Annotated in this window: 13 protein-coding genes; 6 read left to right on the top strand and 7 right to left on the bottom strand. The window is 63.4% G+C overall.

The features are described from left to right. Positions 1 to 34: 34 nt before the first annotated feature. A complete protein-coding gene (locus NMB38_RS10805; protein WP_059184028.1) occupies positions 35 to 1,420 on the top strand; it encodes an aldehyde dehydrogenase family protein in 1,386 nt (461 codons plus the stop codon). 219 nt (positions 1,421 to 1,639) lie between these two features. Here NMB38_RS10805 and NMB38_RS10800 read toward each other — a convergent pair whose 3' ends face one another. Together NMB38_RS10800 and NMB38_RS10795 are read right to left on the bottom strand one after the other, a co-directional pair. Then, complete coding sequence (locus NMB38_RS10800) at positions 1,640 to 3,550, bottom strand: AAA family ATPase (RefSeq protein WP_027916326.1); 1,911 nt, start codon at positions 3,548 to 3,550, stop codon at positions 1,640 to 1,642. 101 nt (positions 3,551 to 3,651) lie between these two features. Continuing rightward, entirely contained in the window at positions 3,652 to 4,551 is a 900-nt protein-coding gene (locus NMB38_RS10795; protein WP_104926186.1) for a helix-turn-helix domain-containing protein, read from the bottom strand. A gap of 161 nt (positions 4,552 to 4,712) precedes the next feature. Between NMB38_RS10795 and NMB38_RS10790 the strand changes: the two genes are divergently transcribed. From NMB38_RS10790 to NMB38_RS10775, 4 genes are all read left to right on the top strand, one after another. Then, on the top strand, positions 4,713 to 6,071 hold the full coding sequence (locus NMB38_RS10790) for a glutamine synthetase family protein (protein ID WP_027916328.1): 1,359 nt from the start codon (positions 4,713 to 4,715) through the stop codon (positions 6,069 to 6,071). 67 nt (positions 6,072 to 6,138) lie between these two features. Next, positions 6,139 to 7,227, top strand: coding sequence for a polyamine ABC transporter substrate-binding protein (locus tag NMB38_RS10785; RefSeq protein WP_028687795.1), 1,089 nt, complete (start codon positions 6,139 to 6,141; stop codon positions 7,225 to 7,227). Positions 7,228 to 7,240: 13 nt separating this feature from the next. Then, the gene (locus NMB38_RS10780) at positions 7,241 to 8,536 is read left to right on the top strand and encodes an NAD(P)/FAD-dependent oxidoreductase (protein ID WP_028687794.1); all 1,296 of its coding nucleotides are present in this window, start codon (positions 7,241 to 7,243) and stop codon (positions 8,534 to 8,536) included. Between the two features lie 120 nt (positions 8,537 to 8,656). Beyond that, positions 8,657 to 10,576, top strand: coding sequence for an acyltransferase family protein (locus NMB38_RS10775; RefSeq protein ID WP_254286811.1), 1,920 nt, complete (start codon positions 8,657 to 8,659; stop codon positions 10,574 to 10,576). A gap of 12 nt (positions 10,577 to 10,588) precedes the next feature. Here the strand turns inward: NMB38_RS10775 and NMB38_RS10770 are convergent, their stop codons facing one another. Then, positions 10,589 to 11,965: an L-serine ammonia-lyase gene (locus NMB38_RS10770; protein WP_027916332.1), complete on the bottom strand. Its 1,377-nt coding sequence runs from the start codon at positions 11,963 to 11,965 to the stop codon at positions 10,589 to 10,591. Positions 11,966 to 12,111: 146 nt separating this feature from the next. On the opposite strand from NMB38_RS10770, the gene NMB38_RS10765 reads away from it, so the two are divergent. Continuing rightward, positions 12,112 to 13,065 (top strand): LysR substrate-binding domain-containing protein, encoded by a 954-nt coding sequence (locus NMB38_RS10765; RefSeq protein WP_027916333.1) that lies wholly within the window; start codon positions 12,112 to 12,114, stop codon positions 13,063 to 13,065. Between the two features lie 38 nt (positions 13,066 to 13,103). Here the strand turns inward: NMB38_RS10765 and NMB38_RS10760 are convergent, their stop codons facing one another. The 4 genes from NMB38_RS10760 to NMB38_RS10745 all read right to left on the bottom strand — a co-directional run bounded on the left by NMB38_RS10760 (position 13,104) and on the right by NMB38_RS10745 (position 17,844). Further along, positions 13,104 to 14,525, bottom strand: a complete 1,422-nt coding sequence (locus NMB38_RS10760; RefSeq protein WP_027916334.1) for an undecaprenyl-phosphate glucose phosphotransferase — start codon at positions 14,523 to 14,525, stop codon at positions 13,104 to 13,106. 174 nt (positions 14,526 to 14,699) lie between these two features. Next, positions 14,700 to 15,458, bottom strand: a complete 759-nt coding sequence (locus NMB38_RS10755) for a WecB/TagA/CpsF family glycosyltransferase (protein WP_236165817.1) — start codon at positions 15,456 to 15,458, stop codon at positions 14,700 to 14,702. Beyond that, positions 15,458 to 16,645 carry a glycosyltransferase family 2 protein gene (locus tag NMB38_RS10750; RefSeq protein WP_254286812.1) on the bottom strand — a complete coding sequence of 396 codons (1,188 nt, stop codon included), beginning with the start codon at positions 16,643 to 16,645 and terminating at the stop codon, positions 15,458 to 15,460. Before NMB38_RS10750 ends, NMB38_RS10755 begins: the two co-directional genes overlap by 1 nt. Then, on the bottom strand, positions 16,642 to 17,844 hold the full coding sequence (locus NMB38_RS10745) for a glycosyltransferase (RefSeq protein WP_181074304.1): 1,203 nt from the start codon (positions 17,842 to 17,844) through the stop codon (positions 16,642 to 16,644). The genes NMB38_RS10750 and NMB38_RS10745 overlap by 4 nt, the downstream gene beginning before the upstream one ends. Between the last annotated feature and the right edge of the window lie 2 nt (positions 17,845 to 17,846).

The raw sequence follows: 17,846 nt of genomic DNA, 5'->3' as shown, positions 1-17,846 counted from the left end.
GCCCACTGCATAACTACAGCGAGAGTGCCACGCCATGAATGCGATCAGCAGCCAGACCCACGCCATCTCACTCGACCCGTTCACCGGCGAACAGATCGGCGCTTACCCGTTCGACACCGATGCCGCGCTCGAGGCGGCGCTAACGCGGGCCAAGTGCGGCTACGGTCAGTGGAGCCGGCTGTCGGCCGATCAGCGCAGCGAGCACCTCCTGGCCCTGGCCACTGCCCTGGAGGCGCAGGCAGAGACCTTTGCTCAGATGATCAGCCGCGAAATCGGCAAGCCAATCACGCAGGCACGGGGTGAAGTCAGCAAGTGCGTGGGTCTGTGCCGCTGGTACGCCGAGCACGGCCCCGCGATGCTCGCGCCTGAAGCGACCCAGGTTGAAAGAGCCCGTATCGAGTACCGCCCGTTGGGCCCGATCCTGGCTGTGATGCCCTGGAACTTCCCCATCTGGCAGGTGCTGCGCGGCGCGGTACCCGCGATTCTGGCGGGCAATACCTACGTGCTCAAGCATGCCCCCAACGTGATGGGCAGCGCCTACCTGCTGGATAAGCTGTTCAAGGATGCGGGCGTACCAGAGGGTGTGTTCGAGGTGCTCAACGTAACACCGGAGGGTGTGACACGCGCCATCAACGACCCGCGCATTGCGGCGGTGACCTTGACCGGCAGCGTGCGCGCCGGCATGGCGATCGGTGCACAGGCCGGTGCTGCGCTGAAGAAGTGCGTCCTGGAGCTGGGCGGTTCGGACCCTTTCATTGTGCTGGCCGATGCCGATCTGGATGCGGCGGTGCAGGCGGCAGTGATCGGCCGTTATCAGAATACCGGGCAGGTGTGCGCGGCCGCCAAGCGCTTTATCGTCGAACAGAGCATCGCCGAGGCCTTCACACGCAAATTCGTGGAAGCAACACAGGCCTTGAAAGTGGGCAACCCGCTTGAAGATGCGACCTATATTGGCCCCATGGCCCGCTACGATTTGCGTGACGAGCTCGATGGCCAGGTGCAGGCCAGCCTTGCCGAGGGGGCTACCTTATTGCTCGGTGGCCACAAAGTCGAAGGTGTGGCCAACGTTTATGCACCCACCGTGCTGGGTGATGTGACGCCGCAGATGACAGCTTTCAGGCAGGAATTGTTCGGCCCGGTTGCGGCGATCACGACCGCGCGGGATGCCGACCATGCCGTGGCATTGGCCAACGACAGCGAGTTTGGCCTGGCTTCGACCATCTACACGGCCGACTATGCCTTGGCCGAACGGATGACGTCGGCGCTGGAGACCGGTGCGGTGTTCATCAATGGCTACTGCGCCTCCGACCCCCGTGTCGCCTTCGGCGGGGTGAAGAAAAGCGGGTTCGGGCGTGAACTGTCGCACTTTGGCGTGCGGGAGTTCACCAATGTGCAGACCGTGTGGTTGGATCGCAACTAAGGCGCTGTCTGGCATGAGAGCCGGGTTGTGGTCATGGCGTTTTAGCTTCGCGTGTTACATCGCGCGAAGCCGCTGCGCGGCCCCCCGATCTAGAGTCAAAGCTGAATGCGGGGGCCTGGCGCTGCAGCACCTTTCAGGCAGGGGGGCCCCTGCCTGAAAGAACGAGCAGCGTTCAGCCGAGGTGCAATTGTTACCCACCCGGCTGACCCTCACTCTCCATCACCCCCGCCCCTGATCTTTCACCCAATCGAGCATCCCACCCGGCACGATCAGCTCATGTCGAGCCCTGGAACACGCCGTGTACAACCCTGCCAGCAACCGAGCGCGCTCGTTGCGATTGCCTGTCACCTGTTGCGGCACCATCAGCTCTGGCGACACCATCACCCGCGCGAACTCCATGTTTCTCACATCCCGAACCCGCCCCAGGAACAGCTTGGGCGCCTTGTCCCAGCGATAGCGGCTCTTGGCCTTGGCAAAGTGCTGCGCGGTATACCCCTTGCCCAGCATCGAAGCCACCGCGATGAACGCCTTGTCGTCCCCTTTGTGCTCGGCCAGCGCCTGCCAGCTGGCGTACCGGAACAGCATCGGGTGCCGGGGCCGGGTGCCGTGGCGGTACAGCTCGATGCAGTCTTCCACGAACAGCTCGAAGTCCTTGCGTGCCCCGTGCAGCATCACGAACGCAACCCCAAGGTGCGTCAGGCGCTGGAACCAACCGAACAGGCCCCACTCGTCCTCGACGATCAAGGCCGTTGGCTGCTCGGGCACGGTCACGCCGTCGAAGAAACTGACGCGCGTGTAATGCTCGGCACTGCCGCTGAACGCGGCCTGGATGGCCGCCGGGTGCGCCTGAATCAACGGGTTGAGCACATTGTCCATGGCCGGCCCGACCCGCAACGAATGGTCGATGTAGCGTTGACGAATGAACCCGCCGTGGTGGGCGCTCAGGCCATTGAGGTTCTGCAACTCGTCACCCAGCGCAATCACCGACTGCGGGCTGCGGTCGAGCACCTCGAGCATGGGCGCTGACAATTCGTGGGCTTCGTCCACGATGACATGGGTATAACGCGCATCGATCAGATAGCCGGTCAGGGCGAGCAATTTCACCCGGTGATAATCACGCAGCGGCAACTGAATTTCCCTGGCCGGGGGGCGGATCAGCGCCTGCCAGTAAAGGCGCGCCGTTTCGAGCAGCACTTGCTGGTCCAGCGGCGTGCTACCGGGCACGGACGACGGCAAGTGGTGCAAGCCAATCTGGGCGTCGCCAGTGTGGCAAAAGGCGCGCACCGCGCGTACGCACACACCCACCACGTCGACTGCCGACAGCGGTCCGACATCGGGCAAGCCGAGCCAGCGCACGATCTGCGACTCCTGCGGGCGCCAGGACTGCCGGGTGCGATACGGGTCACGCAGTCGCCAGCCGGTACGGGTCAGGTCGCGGTTCAAGAGCTCATCGGCCAGTTGCCCGAACGTCATGGCCGTGTAGGCCGCGGCATCCTTTACCCGCGCCTGCAGCGCGCGCAGTTGCCCTTCGGTCAAGGCCAGCAGCAAAGTGCGCTGCGGATCGAGCAACCTGGCGAACTGATGAATCAGAAAGGTCTTGCCGGTGCCCGCAAAGCCCTGCACCGCCACCGACTCGTCTACCCCGCTGAGAAACTCACGCAACAGGCGGTTCTGCTGGTCACTGAGCTTGAGATCACTGGCAAGCGACGGCAGGTGCACGGCATGCAGGGGCGTGACGCGCTGGCGATACAGGTCGGCGAACTGGTAGTTCCACTGCCCCTGATCGTCCAGCAATTCATCCGGCGAATAGGCGACCTCAGGCGATAGCAACGCGACGCCATTCTCGCCCAGCATGCCCAGGCCCATGGCGAACGCTTCGCGGTCGAACTGCTGCTGTACCTGCGCCTGAAAGCGCCCGGGCGCTGCCTGCTCGACCTGCTGGGCAATGCGCAGCACCTCGGCGAAGCGCCGCTCCTGGGCGTCGGCTGTGAGCGGCCTGGGTTGACGGGCCAGGTGCTGGACGAACAGCACGGCAGCCGCTTGCAGCACATCGGCAGCGGCCAGTGTATCGGCGCACGTGCCGCCGGCAAGGTTGTCGGCCTGGTCACTGGGCAAAGGCAGGTAGAACATCGGCACCTCAGGCGTTTATCAGGGCGGCACGATAGCAACTTTATCGCCCTGATGCAGGCACCAAACACCTGGGGGTTGTCATGCCGCAACTTGAGGGCTGCTCAAGCCTTGGCACGCCGTAACGTGTCACTGGGAAGTTCCTTGAACAAATGCCTGTAACTATTTGAAAACCTTCCTAAATGCCAGAACGACCATTGCATCGCCACCTCGGCCACCGTGCCACCGGCCCCATTCAACAAATCGCGCCGGGCGCCGTTCAGGCGTCTTAACCGCAACCACTGCGCAGGGGGCATCCCTGTGAAGGCCTTGAACGCCTGCTGCAACTGGCGTAGCGAAACGCCCGCAACGCTCGCCAGTTCGACCAGGTTAAGCGTCTGTTCGGGACAATCGGCGGCCCATTCACTGACACGGCGCATGATGGCCCGCGCCTCGACCTGTTGCCCCAGTGCCACGCCCTGCAGCCGCTGGCAGGCGGTGTCCAGAATGAACAGGCAATCGTGCAGCAGCTGCTCGGCCAGGGCTTGCCCCTGCACACGGCCCTGGGATTGCCCCAAGTGGGTCAGGGTGGCGCTCAGCCAACTGCCGAACAACGCCGTTTGCCCGCTGCCCAGCGGCACCATGAACAAGCCCTGAAGGCGTTCCAGGTCCAGCCCATGGCTGAGCAGGAAGGCCTGCTCGAACACCACGGCCACTTCCTGATAGTGCTCGGGGGTGATCCAGATGTTGCGGGTATGCTCATTGAGCAGGTACAGGTTGTTCTCGCTTCGGTCGAAGCAGAAGGTCAACGAGCCCTGCGGAGGCCGAAAGAATTGTTCCACGCGCGTGTTGAGACGTTCTTCGTACACCTGCAGCCCGTCCAGGCCCAGGCAGCGGAGCTCGCCGCTGAAATGACCCGGCGACATCTGCCGATAGTGCTGCTGCCACCCAGGTGTGACGCGGACCTGCTCGGTCACATCGTGAGTGTGGTAAGCCTGGACTTGCAAGGCATCTGCGGTATTCACGCGACATCCTTTGTGCACTCTAATGGTGCATTCGACAGCGTAGAAAGTGGATAGATCGTAGCCGGGACTGCGACCAAGATAGTCGCCAGCGCGTCGACTGGGAAGCCAATGGCTGTTCACCTGTAATGCCGCGCACTCACCGATAACCTCAAGAGGTCCGTATGAACGCCCCCTTCGATCAGTTGTCCGCCTGGCTGAAAGAGCACCGCATCACCGAGGTCGAATGCGTCATCAGCGACTTGACCGGCATCGCCCGCGGCAAGATCGCCCCTACTGCCAAGTTCCTGCACGAACGCGGCATGCGCCTGCCCGAGAGCGTGCTGTTACAGACCGTCACCGGCGACTACGTCGACGACGATATCTACTACAGCCTGCTCGATGCGGCCGACATCGACATGATCTGCCGGCCTGACCCCAGCGCGGTGTATCAAATCCCCTGGGCTATCGAGCCGACCGCCATCGTGATCCATGACACCTTCGACAAACAGGGCAACCCGATCGAGCTGTCACCTAGAAACGTTCTCAAGAAAGTGCTGCAACTGTATGCCGATAAAGGCTGGCAACCCATCGTGGCCCCGGAGATGGAGTTCTACTTGACCCAGCGCTGCGAAGACCCCGATCTGCCATTGCAGGTGCCGCTGGGACGCTCCGGGCGTGCCGAGAGTGGGCGCCAATCGTTCTCCATCGACGCTGCCAACGAGTTCGACCCGTTGTTCGAGGATGTCTATGACTGGTGCGAGCTGCAGGGGCTGGACCTGGACACCCTGATCCACGAAGACGGCCCGGCGCAGATGGAAATCAATTTCCGTCACGGTGACGCGCTTGACCTGGCCGACCAGATCACCGTATTCAAGCGCACCATGCGCGAAGCGGCCCTCAAGCACAACGTGGCGGCCACGTTCATGGCCAAGCCCATCACCGATGAACCGGGTAGCGCCATGCACCTGCACCAAAGCGTGCTCGACGTGGCCACGGGCAAGCCGGTGTTCGCCAACGATGACGGGAGCATGAGCCAGTTGTTCCTGCACCACATCGGCGGCCTGCAACGGTACATACCCAAGTTGCTGCCGATGTTCGCCCCCAACGTCAACTCGTTCCGCCGGTTCCTGCCGGACACCTCCGCCCCGGTCAACGTCGAGTGGGGCGAGGAAAACCGCACCGCTGGCCTGCGCGTACCCACCTCCACACCCGAGTCGATGCGCGTGGAAAACCGCTTGCCGGGCGCAGACGCCAACCCTTACCTGGCCATCGCCGCCAGCCTGCTGTGCGGCTACCTGGGCATGGTCGAGCAGATCGACCCCAGCGCCCCGGTCCAGGGCCGGGCCTATGAACGGCGCAACCTGCGCCTGCCGATCACCATCGAGGATGCGCTGCAGCACATGGAAGATTGCCAGACCGTGCAACGGTACCTGGGCAAGTCCTTCGTGCAAGGCTACGTGGCGGTCAAGCGCGCCGAGCATGAGAACTACAAGCGCGTCATCAGCTCATGGGAGCGTGAGTTCCTGATGCTGAGCGTCTGACCCTGCGGGGGCCGCAGCGCGGCCCTTCCATACCGCACACCCACAACAATGCCAACGAGGTGTCGTCATGCATTACCTGAAAGCCCTGATCCCTTCTGCATTCACCCTGTTGTTCGCGGCCACCAGCCAGGCGGCGCCGACGGTGAGCGTGTACAACTGGACCGACTATATCGGTGACACGACGCTGGCGGACTTCCAGGCCAGCTCCGGTATCAAGGTGGTGTACGACGTGTTCGACTCCAACGAGACCCTCGAAGGCAAGCTGCTGGCCGGTCGCACCGGCTATGACGTGGTGGTCCCGTCCAACCACTTCCTGGCCCGTCAGGCCCAGGCGGGCGCTTTCCTGCCGCTTGATCGCAGCAAGCTGACCAACTGGCAGCACCTGGACCCCAAATTGCTCAAATTGCTGGAGCAGAACGATCCCGGTAACCGCTATGCAGTGCCCTACCTGTGGGGGACCAACGGCATCGGCTACAACGTGGACAAGGTCAAGGCAGCATTGGGTATCGATCGAGTGGACTCCTGGGCGGTGCTGTTCGAGCCCGAAAACCTCAAGAAACTCAAGCAGTGCGGCGTGGCCTTCATGGATTCTCCCGACGAATTGTTCCCAGCCATGCTCAACTACCTGGGCATGGACCCGCGCAGCGAAAACGCAGCGGACTATCCCAAGGCCGAGGCGCGCCTGCTGGCCCTGCGGCCCTATATCACGTACTTCCACTCCTCCAAATACGTATCGGACCTGGCCAACGGCAACATCTGCATCGCGTTTGGCTATTCGGGCGATGTGTTCCAGGCGGCCAACCGCGCGGCGGACGCCAAAAATGGCGTGAAGATCGCCTACAGCATCCCCAAGGAGGGCAGCAACCTGTGGTTCGACCTGCTGGCCATCCCCAAGGATGCCAACAACCCCGAGCAGGCCCTGGCCTTCATCAACTACCTGCTCGACCCACAGGTCATCGCCAAGGTGAGCGCGACGGTCGGTTATGCCAATGCCAACCCCGATGCCAAGGCATTCATGGACCCGGCGCTGGTGAACAACCCCGAGGTCTACCCCCCTCAGGAGGTGCTGGACAAGCTGTACATCTCCACGACACAGAGTCCGAAGATCATGCGCCTGATGACGCGCTCCTGGACCAAGATCAAGTCCAATCGCTGAGTGAGCACGCCCCATGACTTTACCTGCCGAACATGCCGCGTCCTACTATGCGGCCACTGCCCGTGATACCAACCGCTACCCGCACCTGGAGGGCGACATCGATGCCGATGTGTGCGTCGTCGGCGGTGGCCTGACAGGGGTCAACACTGCGCTGGAACTCGCCGAGCGCGGCCTGTCGGTGGTGCTGCTCGAAGGCCGGCGCGTGGGCTGGGGCGCCAGCGGGCGCAACGGCGGCCAGCTGATCCGTGGTATCGGCCACGACGTCAACGGCTTCGCCCGGTACGTGGGCGAGGACGGCGTGCGGTATCTGAAGCAGGCAGGCATCGACTCGGTCACCCTGGTGGCTGAGCGGATCGCCCGCCATGGCATAGAATGCGACCTGCGCTGGGGCTTCTGCGAGCTGGCCAATACCCCCGCCCAGTTCGCTGCCTTTGGCGCCGAACAGCAGGAGCTGGCGGCGCTGGGATACCAGCCGCACACCTACCGGGTGCCGGCAGAGCGGCTGCGCGAGGTGGTCGGCAGCGACCGCTACGCAGGCGGCATGGTGGACATGGGCTCAGGGCACCTACATCCCCTGGATCTGGTGCAGGGCGAAGCTCGAGCGGCGCAGTCCCTGGGGGTGCAGATCTTTGAACAGAGCCCCGTGCTTCGCATCGACCACGGCTCCACGGTAACGGTGCACACCGCACACGGCAAAGTGCGCGCTGCCAGCCTGGTACTCGGTTGCAATGCCCACCTTGAGGGCCTGGAACCCAGACTCAGCGGCAAGGTGCTGCCGGCGGGCAGCTACGTGGTCGCAACCGAACCACTGGAGGAAGCGGTCGCGAAGTCGCTCATCCCCCAGAACATGGCCTTGTGTGATCAAAAAGTGGGCCTGGACTACTATCGGCTGACCGCCGACAGGCGCTTGCTGTTCGGTGGTGCCTGCCACTACTCCGGGCGCGATCCTCGCGACATCGCCGCGTACATGCGGCCCAAGGTACAGCGGGTGTTCCCGCAGTTGGGCGAAGTGCGCATCGACTACCAATGGGGCGGCATGATCGGCATCACTGCCAACCGCTTCCCGCAGGTCGGACGACTACGTGATCACCCCAACGTCTACTATGCCCAAGGTTATTCGGGCCATGGGCTGAACGTCACACACTGGACGGCCAGGCTGCTCGCCCAAAGCATCGCGCTGGGGCAAAGCAAGGGGCTGGATGTGTTCAGCGCCGTGCCGCACCTCACGTTCCCCGGCGGCAGAGCGTTGCGCTCACCTCTGCTGGCCCTTGGCATGTTGTGGTACCGGCTGCGCGAGGCCTTGGGGTGAAGACGTTCAGGTATAGGCCAAGGGCCATGTGGTAGTCTGCGCCCCTTGAAATGCACGGTCACGCCGACCCTGCCAAAAGGAAGCGGGCCACCAGGCCCAGGCCAGATCAGGACCCCTCCCATGCTGTTCCACAAGAACATCAACGCCTTGCGTGCGTTGGCTGTCGTATCGGTCGTGCTGTACCACTTCAAGATCCCGGGGTTCTCGGCCGGGTTTCTCGGCGTGGATGTGTTCTTCGTGATTTCGGGCTACCTGATGACGCGGATCATCGTGAGCGGCCTGCACAAACAGCAGTTCTCGCTGATCGGCTTCTACGCGGCCAGGGCCAGGCGAATCATTCCGGCCCTGCTGGGGTTGTGCATCGCCCTGGCAGTGTTCGGGTATTTTTTCCTGGCAACGGACGACTACCGGGAATTGCTGCGCACCAGCAAGCAAAGCCTGCTGTTCACGTCCAACCATTATTTCGCCCGTGACGGCAGTTATTTCGACGCACCGCTTCAGGAAAACTGGCTGCTGCACACCTGGTCGCTGTCGGTGGAGTGGCAGTTCTACCTGATTTACCCAGTGATCATGATGGGCCTGCACAAGGTGTTTGCACTGCCAACCTTCAAGCGCCTTGTGTTGGCGCTTGGTGTCGGTTCCCTGGTGTTCTCGGCGCTCTACACCCCAGGCCATCCGGTCGCATCGTTCTTCCTGCTGCCCACCCGGGCCTGGGAAATGCTCGCTGGGGGGCTGGTGTTTTTGTATCCGCTCGCGCTTTCGCCCAGGGCTGCGGCACTGTGCGAAGGCCTGGGCCTTGCGCTGATTGCAGGCGCCCTGGCACTGCTGCCCCACGATGCTACTTGGCCGGGTTACCTGGCGCTGGTGCCGGTGATCGGCACCGTGCTGGTGATCCACGCCAATGCCAACAGCCTGTTCGCACGCAACCGGGCGCTGGCATTTCTGGGCAAGACGTCGTATTCGATCTACCTGTGGCACTGGCCTTTGGTGGTGTTGCTCTATACCTGCGGGCTACTACACGACTGGCGCGCGGTGACCTGTGCGGTGCTGTTGTCGGTTGCGCTGGGCGCGGCATCCTATGGGTTGATCGAAAGCAGGACACGCGCCCTGAAGCGCCCGGTACTGGGCCTTGTCCGCTACGCGAGCATGGGCCTGGTGTGGGTGGCAACGGCCGGGGCCGTGGCCTCGGCGATCAAGCACAACCCGCAACTGCGCTGGACCCAGGATGACGGCAAGCCAGAATACGAAAGCAAGCTGTACGCACAGCACTGCGACACCAACGCGTACGGGGCCTCGCAGTGCGTGTTGGGCACCGGCGACATCTCGGCCCTTTTGCTGGGCGACAGTCATGCCCAGTCAACCGCTGCGGCCTTGATGCTGGAAAACCCCGGCGCGGCCATGGGCTGGGCCCGGGCCGGCTGCCCTACCCTGATCGACTTCGAAATGGGCGACAAGGACGTCGAGCAGCACTGCAAAGCTTTCAACGCCGACAAGTTCGCCAAACTGGCTACGGACTACCCCGGCGTCCCCCTGTTCCTGTTCAGCCGGGCAGCGCTGTATACCGACCAGCGTCGGCACAGTGGCTACAGCGTCTATTTCAACGGCGACAAGCACCAAAGCGGCCCGGCATTCGAACGGCAGTTCATCCAGACCTACACCCAAACGGTCTGCATGCTGGCACGCAATCGCCCGGTGTATATCGTCAAGCCAGTGCCGGAAATGCCGTTCAGTGTGTACAAGGGCCTGACCCTGCAGCATCGGCTACTGGGCATGAACAGCGACATCGTTACGCCTGTCAGCGAGTACCAGGCCCGCAACCGCCTAGCCCTGGAAGCCATCGAGACGGCGGCCGAACGCTGCCACGCAGGTATCGTCGACCCGGTGCCCTACCTGTGTCCGGACGGCAGGTGCATGGGTTCCAAGGACGGGAGGCCGCTGTATTTCGATGACAACCACTTGATCGACGCGGGCAACGAACAACTCAAGGGCCTATTCAAGCAGGCCCTGCACAGCAGCACGGGTTCGACTGCCGTGCGCTGAAGCGCAGGGTGCTCAACACTCGACGAACGCAACGGCCAAGCCGCCGCGAGAGGTTTCCTTGTAGTTGGCGTGCATGTCCGCCCCGGTGTCGCGCATGGTGCGGATGACGCGGTCCAGGGAAATGAAGTGCTCTCCATCACCGCGCAGCGCCATCTGCACGGCATTGATCGCCTTGACCGCGGCGATGGCATTGCGCTCGATGCAAGGTACCTGTACCAGGCCGCCGACCGGGTCACAGGTCAGGCCCAGGTTGTGCTCCAGGGCGATTTCAGCGGCGTTTTCCAGTTGCGCCGGTGTCGCGCCCAGCAGCTGCGCCAGGCCTGCGGCTGCCATCGAGCACGCCGAGCCCACCTCGCCCTGGCAGCCCACCTCGGCGCCGGAAATCGACGCGTTCTTCTTGCACAGGATGCCCACCGCCGCAGCCGCCAGGAGGAAATCCACCACGTCGTCATCGCAGGCGCCGGGGTTGAATTTCATGAAGTAGTGCAACACGGCCGGGATGATGCCGGCTGCGCCATTGGTGGGTGCGGTGACCATGCGACCACCGGCGGCATTCTCTTCATTGACAGCCAGGGCGAACAGGTTGACCCACTCCATGGCGCTCAAGGTAGAACCGATGACATTGGGCTTGCCCAGCTCTTGCAAGCTGCGGTGCAACTTGGCCGCCCGGCGCTTGACCTGCAAGCCGCCTGGCAATACGCCCTCGTTGCGCAGCCCATTGTCGACGCACTCGCGCATGGCAGCCCAGATGCGCAGCAGCCCGTCCCGCACCTGCGCTTCGGGTCGCCAGGCGCATTCGTTGGCCATCATCAACTGGGCCACGCTCAGGCCATGCTGGCCGCACAGCGCCAGCAGCTCGGCTGCGCTGTCGAACTCGTAGGGCAGCGTGACGGTTGGCGCCAGCCCCACGGGCGCGGTCAGCTCGGCCTCCTCGACAATGAAGCCGCCGCCCACCGAATAGTAGGTCTGGTGCAGCAGGCTGGTCTGCGTGTCGAACGCCTCCAGGCGCATGGCGTTGGGGTGATAAGGCAGGTTTTCATCGAGCAACAGCAGGTCGCGGGCGTAGTCGAACGCCACGGGATGGCTGCCGTCGACCATCAGGCAGTGCTCCTGCAGTACCTGGCCGATGCGCGAGTCGATGCTGGCAGGATCGATGCGGTCCGGCCACTGTCCCATCAGGCCCAGAAGGCAGGCCCGGTCGGTCGCATGGCCCACGCCAGTGGCCGAGAGCGAGCCGTACAGGCGTACTTCGACACGCTGGGTGCTTCGGAGCAGGCCCTGCTCGCGCAGCGCTTGGGCAAATGTGGCGGCGGCACGCATCGGTCCAACCGTGTGCGAACTGGAGGGGCCGATACCTATCTTGAAAAGGTCGAAAACACTGATAGCCATGCTAATACCTGACGGGCGGTTGCTGCTGCCAAAACACCCAACGCTTGGAAACCCAGGGCGCACAGGCCCGTTTCGCGAGATACTGCGCGCCTGTGCTACAAATGACCAACGAAACTTCCTAAGCCAGCCTTTAGCAGGACTAAACCATGAGACGTCAACTGACAGGGCAATCCTTCGTCTGGCTGCACGTGTTCGCCTGTGCTGCCCGCCACCTGTCGTTCACCCGCTGCGCCGAAGAGCTGCATATCACCCCAGGGGCCGTGAGCCAGCAGATGCGCCAGCTGGAGGAACGGCTGGGTTATCGGCTGTTCCTGCGCCGCGCCCGTGGCGTGGAACTGAGTGCCGAAGGCCAGCGCCTGGCGCAGACGGTGGCCGATGCCTATGGCAGCATCGAGGCCGAACTGCTGCGTCTGGATGCAGGTGAAATTCGCGGCACCGTACGGGTGCGCTCGATCCCATCGTTTCTGGCCAAATGGCTGACGCCGCGGCTGTCACGTTTCCAGCAGCGCTATCCCGACATCGAGCTGCGCCTAGTGGCCGAGGACAGCGCACAGGCACTGACGCCTGGGGATTTCGACCTTGCGATCGACCTGAATGACGGCAGCTACCCGGGCATGCTGTCGACCCCGCTGCTGGCCGAGCAGATCTTCCCGGTCTGCTCCCCGGCCCTGCTGCGTGGGCGCCCCCCGCTGCACGGGCCAGCGGACCTGGTGCATTACCCGTTGCTGCACGACATCACGGCGTGGCGAGGCAGCTCGGAATATGCCGAATGGGAGTTCTACCTGGAGGGCATCGGCGCGTCGGCGCAACCCGTTCGGCGTGGCCACACCTTCAACCGCAACCACTTGACCATCGAGGCGGCCATTGCGGGCCTTGGCGTGGCCATTGCCCGGCGTACTCTGCTCAACGACGAACTGGAGCGCGGCGCGCTGATCGTGCCATTCGGGGTCGCCATCCCCAACCACAAGCGCTACGTGGTGCACTACCCACCCGGCGGGTTGAACCAGCCCGGCGCGCGTGCGGTACACGACTGGCTGGTGGCAGAAGCGCAAGCATTTCGTGAATTGCATCCTCTGTCTGGCGCACCGCAAGACCTCTAGCGCAGAGCACCGGGCATGCTTGGATGCGGTTAGGGTCGCTAATACGCCTGCTTGCCGGTAAAAGCGTTGAGGGTGCGCACCAGGATCACGAAATCCAGCCACAGGGACCAGTTGTTGATGTACTCGATGTCCGAATCGACGCGCTGGATCATCTGCTCGATGTCCTTGGTTTCACCCCTGAAGCCTCGCACCTGGGCAAGGCCGGTCATGCCCGGCTTGATGTTGTGGCGCGCAAAATAGTCGACGATGTCCTGGGAGTACAACGTGTCATGCTGCAACGCATGGGGCCTGGGGCCAACCAGTGACATCTCGCCCGTCAGCACGTTGAACAACTGTGGCAGCTCATCGAGGCTGGTGCGCCTGATGAACGCGCCGACCCGGGTCAAGCGCGGGTCGTTCTTCTGCGCCTGCTTGATCTGCCCGGCTTCGGGCTGGTGAACATGCATGCTGCGAAACTTCCAGATCCGAAACGACTCCCCGGTCCAGCCCGTGCGTTCCTGCCGGAAGAACACCGGGCCTGGGCTGTCGAGCTTGATTGCCAGGGCCACGGCCAGTAACACGGGCGATGCACACAGCAGAATCAGTGCCGCCAAGATGCGATCCTCGAGGTTCTTCAGGAACAGGCTCATGCCAGTCAAAGGGGTTTCGGACAAGGTCAGAACGGGAATGCCGGCGATTTCGCGCACGCTGTGATTGATCAGGCGCAGGGAGAAAATGTCGGGCACCCAGTTGACCGCGATGCACTTGTCGAGCAATTTGAAATAGACGTCGCTGATGACTTGCGAGCCTCCAAGGGGCGTTACCAGGTAGACCGTGCGAATGCCATGCTGGGCGACGATGCCGTCCAGATCACCGATATGCCCGAGCACCGGCAGGCGCTGCTTGCCTTGCTCAACGTCGTCGCCATGCGGCGCGGCCTCTGCGGTCAACACGCAGCCCACCACCCGTTCCCCGAACCAGGGGTTGCTGCTGATTTTCTGATAGAGAAAATTGGCCAGGTCCCCGTCGCCGATGATCAGGGCGTTCTCCAGGCGAGCGTGGGCGGTAAAGCGTTTTTGCAGTTCACGCACGGCAAAATGCAGGAACAGCTGGGCGATGTAGCCGATGACGAACAATTCCACCACCAGCAACCGTGAGTAGGTTTCGCTCTGCTTGGTCAGAAAGGCCATGACCACCAGGAAGCAGAACGTCGCTGACCACGCCTTGAACAGCCGGAACGCCTTGATCGACAGCCCGACGTTGGTGCGATAGATGGCGTAGTGATCGTAAATGACCGCCAGCGCCCCGATCAGCAGCAACAGCATGATGACGTAGTCGGATGTGATGTAGCCGAACTGGTCGTAGATCAGGTACCAGGCGATGCCGGTCACCGCTACGCCATCCAGACCGGCTTGCACGGCGTTGCTGACACTGCTTCTGCGCTGAAGCAAAGACCGGCTGCTTCGGGGTTCGAACACCATTTCAGACCTCATCGATGGGTGCATGGCCAGGGCCTGTGATCGCCCCTTGATACTGAAGAACAGCGTTGGCGAAGCCGGTAAAGCAGCAGGCGCGCTCGGATGTGTGTAGCCGTGATATCACTGTAGCAGCCCGTCCTTGGGTGCGCGGTGCCTTTGGGCGACCGCGCCATGTCGTCAGCCGCCAGGGTGCGGCGCTCGCTCTGCCTGGGCGAACCGCCGCGCGCGTAACAGAAATAGCGGATTGCCAACCACGTAGCGCATGAACAGCCGCCGTGGCTCGCACAACAGGCGGTACAACCATTCCGCACCCAGGCGCCTGATCCAGGCCGGTGCGCGATGGACCTTGCCGCCCATGAAATCCAGCACGGCGCCGCCGCAAACGATCGTGCACGCCAGGCCGGTGCGTTTGAGCGCAGCCGCCACCGCCTCCTGCTTGGGCATGCCCATGCCCAGCACGATGAGATCCGGCCGGTGCTTGGTCGCCAGGCGCAGGTAGGTCGGCACGTCGGCGAAGCCGTCATGCACCGAAACCGGCGTGACGCCATAGGTGGCAACGCAGCACTGAACAGCCTGCTCCAGGAAGGGCTGGCGGGTGCCCCAGAAGGCCACGCGGCGCCCACCATAGGCGTGCACCAACCGAGGAATGAAATCGGTCCCATTCATGTTCAACCCTGGCGCCAACCCAAGCTGCCGGTACAGCATCGCCATGCCCGAGCCATCGCGCAGCAGCACATCGGCCCCCAGCAGCGCCTCACCATAGGCGTCATCGCTAACGATCAGGTTCATGGCATGGGCATTGACGAAGCCCAGCACGGTCGGGGCTACAGGGGCAGCCAAGCCTTGCAGCAGGCGCTCGGCAGCCTCGTCGTCCTGGATCACCTGCAACTGGTCGATGACCGCGTGCCATCGTGCTCGCCACTGCTCACCGGCCATCAATCCTCCTCCCGGCGGGAGCGCACCCACTCCACCTGGCGTTTGATCAGAAAACCCACGTACACCGGGACCTTGCGCAAGGCGTAGAACGGCGCGTAAAGCAGCACCGAGAACGGAATCACGTCGCGGCAGAACCGCGCCCAGGCCAGCAGCACCGCAAGCGCCAGTAACAGCAACGCACTTAGCGCCATCCAGGCAGGTATCGCAATGCCTGCCACGGCATAGGCCAACCAGGTAAGGGCGTTGAGCCCCAACAGCATCAGGACCAGCAAGGCCAGCGGAGGCACCAGCACGTCCAGCGTCAAACCGGCCAAGGCCAGGTTGCGCTGGCGCACGGCAGCCCAGGCGCGACGGGGCGCATCGGCCAGCATCAGCCCCAGGTGCCCGTGCTCCCAACGCGTGCGTTGGCTGTTCAGGCCCTGCTCGCTGGTCGGGAACTGACTGGTGACCAGCGCCTGCGGGCAGAACACTGGCGGCGTGCCACGCTGGCAGAGGTCCAGGCCCAACTTCACATCTTCGACCAGATGCCCATTGGCCAAGTCCACGGCGGCCAAATCCTGCCAAGGGAACGCCATGCCTGAGCCCATCAACTGGCACGGCAGGCCCACCCGTGCCCAGCCCCGGGGCCGAACCAGGTTCTTGACCCGCCAGGCGAACTCGGCCACCTGCACCTTGAGACCGGCACCAGCCGGCGCCTTCATGAGGTACAGCGCCTGCACGGGTCGGCCGCTCTGTGCGCAGCGACGGGCCAACTGCTCGAGCGCACCTTTCTCTGCACGGCAATCGGCATCGACAATGATCACCACCTGGCGTGGGTCGGCGGCCAGGTGACGCATGCCGAAGTCCAGCGCATAGCCTTTGCCCCGGCGCAAGGCATCCTGACGCACGACCACCTCGGCGCCGCCCTCCTCGGCCCGCCGCGCCGTGTCGTCGCTGCAGTTGTCGGCCACAACCAGCAGGCGGTCACCGGCTTGCAGTTGCGGCACGAGGCTCGCGAGCGTTGCGCCGATGATGCTCGCCTCGTCATGGGCCGGCACCAGCACGGCCACCTGCGGGCGCGTCCAGGTAGCGGCAGGTTGTGCACGAGCGGGCAGGTACGCCAGCAACACCTGCCCCAGCAGTACCAGCACCGGAACCGATACCAGGAACGCCAGTGCCCCCAGCAAGAACGTCAATACAGTGATCATGCCGTTGCCTTGAAATACTCGGCCAACCGGGCCGCCTCAGTGTCGACATCATGCCGTTCCAATACCCGAGCATGGCCGGCTGCGCCCATGCGCTGCAGCGCCTCGACGGGCTGCTGGAGGCACTCGGCGATGGCTTCGGTCAACTGTTCGACGTCGCCCGCCGGCACCAGCCAGCCGTTCTCGCCGGGGCGCACCAGCTCGGGGATACCTGCCACGTAGGTGCTCAGCACTGGACGGCGCAGCGCCATGGCTTCCATCAAGACCACGGGTAGCCCTTCGGCGAAACTGGGCAGCACCAGGGCACGCGCCGCCAGGATGTGCTCGCGCACTTGCGCACTGCCAATCCAGCCAGTGATGCGCACCTGGTGCTGCAAGCCATAATGGGCGATCAACCGTTCTATCTCCCCACGCAGCTCGCCATCACCGGCCAGCACCAGTTCGAAGGCGATGGCACGCGCCGCCAACCGGGAGGCAGCTTCGAGCAACAGCAACTGGCCTTTCTGCTCGCACAGGCGACCCACGCAAACCAGTCTCGGCGCCTGGGGTATCGCCACGCTAGGCACTTCATGAAACGCACGCTCCAGACCGCAATGCACTACCTTGACCTTTGGCCAGTGGGCATGCGCCACCCAGCGATACAGTTGACTGCGTCCGTAGGCACTGACCGCTGCCACGAAAGCGGCTCGGTCGACCTTTTCGCCCAGGTGCAGGAACTGCGGTTTGTCGAATTCCTCCGGTCCGTGAACAGTGAAGCTGAAAGGCGGCCCACCCAGTGCATGGACGAGCATGACGACCTCAGCGGAGTTGGTGCCAAAGTGGGCATGGACGTGGGAGGCCCCGCTTTGCTGCAGCCAGAGCAGTACCTGACAGGCTTCGGCCAGGTACACCAAATGATACGGCCAGGCGCGGTCCGCCCTGTATCCCATGCGCAAGGCCAGGTTCAGGGTGTGCAGGAACCGCCGTGGCTGTGCCCGCAGCACGTGCCAGAGGGGTTTGAGCAAACCCGACAGCCCTTGCTGCAGCACATAAACCGTTTTGGCTTTCTCGCAAGCGTCCTCGGGATCCTGCACCTCGGCGTCCCATCCGCGCAGGGCAATGCGCTGTACCGTAATGCCCAGGCGTTCAAGCGCCAGGATTTCGCGCCGTATGAAACTGTGACTCACTTTCGGGTACTGATTGACGAAGTAAGCAATACGCATAC

This window comes from Pseudomonas sp. FBCC-B35 (assembly GCF_059133755.1).
Note: the sequence above shows the minus strand (reverse complement) of the source record. Positions and strands in the feature narration are given on the sequence as shown.